The organism is Ulvibacter sp. 2305UL32-6 (genome assembly GCF_058148545.1).
On sequence record NZ_JBYVKA010000019.1, the window covers coordinates 1 to 2311 of the forward strand.

The following is a 2311-nucleotide window of genomic DNA, read 5'->3' on the forward strand; positions in this document are numbered from 1 at the left end:
CAAATGTTGGCAGCGGCGTCGACGCGTGCGACTCGGAAGCCACAGCGAAGCCTTTTACGAGATTATTCGGTTGATCTAAGATAGTCTTTTTGTGGAAAAGTTAATTCGTTTAACCAACTTAGCCATTGGCTTTATACGTTGTTATGTGTAGGCGTCTATTCTTTTTTAATGTCAATTTCTTTATCTTTTTTCGGCTTAGACAAACCTGTTAATTCTGAAACAGGTTTTAATCTCATCTCTTTTAAATAACCCACAATTGTAGCAATTTTCTTTTCTTTACTTGCCTTAACGTCTTTATAAATTGTATATGGATTTACTCCAGCTAAGGTAAAAATTTCTTGAAGACCTGCAATGGACTGAATTCCACCAGTTTTATATTTTGAATAGATTAAATCTAAATATAGTTCATCAATTTCTGCGAAGAGATATTTAAATTTAGCTAGACCTTTTTTATTCATGTATGTTGTGTCAATCCGAGAATTGTTTAGTTTTCTATATAAGCCAATTTTATTTTTTTCTACTAGGTCAGCGCTAAGTTGGTTAATTAATATATCTGTTTTCCATTTTAAGTAAGCATATTTTTCTTGTATAGTTTTCCTAATTCTTAAATCTTGTTCATTAGCGTTTTCTAAAATTTTATTGCGTTCTTTAAATTTGGCTTCAGACCACAAGACTTTATTCTCAGATAGTTCATTGATTGTGTTTAAATAAGCGATTAAACCTAAATTTTTCGATTGATCGATTCCATCCTGACAAAATGAGCTCAAAGAGCAAGACAGGAATAGCAATGTGAAGATGATTTTTTTCATATCTCAATTATTTTATTGTGTAAAGATAAGTTGCCTTAATAGCACATAAAATTCCCACTATCGGGTATTTTTCGCTTACACATAACGTGTTTGTATAATGCCAGTGGCGGTTCTTGGCTCGTTTTGGCTCAATCAGTTTTGCGGAGCAAAAGCTGGAAGGAGCGGGAGCGACGTGCGACTCGGAAGCCAAGGCGAAGCCGTTTGGTGATGTATTCGGTTTTAAAGATAGTTTATTTGTAGGAAATCAAATTCGATAAGCAACAAACTCGCCATTGGCTTTATACGGTGTTGTGCGTAGTTATTTTCTATTCAATTTGTTTTAAAATCCATTTCATTAGTTCTTTCTTGTCTACTGAAATCCAAGTTCCGTCCACGTTTTTCTTTTCAGATTTACTATCTTTTGGATAAATTACTTTTAACTCGGATTTATTGTTGCCAGCGAGTTTTAATTCTGCAATCAATCCAACCATATCTGGTCCGTTATTGTCAAACGGTGTTTTTCTTTTTTCTTTAAGCCAGTATTCAATTGCAACTTGCATATAGGTTCTAACAGCTAAATCTTTGTAATATTTTATATGCCGACTCTCCTCATCGAAATAACTATAAGAAGAAAATTCAAGGTAGCTTTCTAAATTTGTTTTTGGTGTTCCTTTCAGATGTTCGTTTAGAAGATAGGTAGAAAATGTTCCTTCCCAAACCGAACCTTCATTATAATGAATTCTTACATCTCTTGCTCCTTCGTTGTATTGTCTTACCCAATCAAGAGCAGAGTCACAAATAACCATTCCGATTAGATTAAGTTTGAAATCAGGATTAGTCTTTTCACTATACTCCACATATTTCATTGCTCTATGTCCTGATAAACCAGCTCCAAGTAGAAAAATATTATTGTTGGGTAAATTATGTTTTTTAAAAACCTTTTCGATTATTTTGTGAGCTGTTTGGCTCGAATTATTGGTGAAATAAAAATCTAAAGGGATTTCTGTGGAAACAGACAAAACGGCAAATCCATTTTTGTTGGCTTGTTTATAAATCAGTTTTGCACTTTTATTCTTTTTATCAAATTCGGAACCTTCTAAAAAGATAAGTGTTCCAGTTGTTTTTGTCTTTTTTGGAATTGAAAGAGTATAGCCTTTTTGGATGTATTTTAAGAAATCTTTTTCTCCTTTTCCAATTCTTATGCTATCGTTTTTTTTAGGTTCATACTGTTGTACAAGATTTTGAGCAAAAGTGTTACTACAGTAAACAAACATTAACATCACAAGTGAAATTGTTTTAAAAAATTTGTTCATACTTTCGTAGTTCTAATTACGCACAACGTGTTTGTATAATGCCAGTGGCGGTTCTTGGCTCGCTGTGGCTCAACCAAATTTGCGGTAGCAAATGTTGGCAGCGGCGTCGACGCGTGCGACTCGGAAGCCACGGCGAAGCCGTTTACGGGTTTATTCGGAAATAAATATACGTTTTTAAATTGTAGGATTTTCAATTCAATAACCAACTTC

General features: G+C 33.8%; 3 protein-coding genes. All 3 read right to left on the bottom strand.

Annotation, left to right across the window (positions count from 1 at the left end):
• Positions 1-155: 155 nt before the first annotated feature.
• On the bottom strand, positions 156-809 hold the full coding sequence (locus tag ACY2RU_RS17395) for a hypothetical protein (RefSeq protein ID WP_490139754.1): 654 nt from the start codon (positions 807-809) through the stop codon (positions 156-158).
• A 305-nt stretch (positions 810-1114) separates the two neighbouring features.
• Entirely contained in the window at positions 1115-2101 is a 987-nt protein-coding gene (locus ACY2RU_RS17400) for a hypothetical protein (RefSeq protein ID WP_490139755.1), read from the bottom strand.
• Positions 2098-2311: hypothetical protein (locus ACY2RU_RS17405; RefSeq protein WP_490139756.1), on the bottom strand; the 214-nt coding region annotated here is incomplete at its 5' end. The genes ACY2RU_RS17405 and ACY2RU_RS17400, both read right to left, overlap by 4 nt.

Bases quoted from the DNA above. Each gene is read 5' to 3' on its own strand.
- ACY2RU_RS17395 (WP_490139754.1), bottom strand. From the start codon at position 809: ATGAAAAAAATCATCTTCACATTGCTATTCCTGTCTTGCTCTTTGAGC.
- ACY2RU_RS17400 (WP_490139755.1), bottom strand. From the start codon at position 2,101: ATGAACAAATTTTTTAAAACAATTTCACTTGTGATGTTAATGTTTGTT.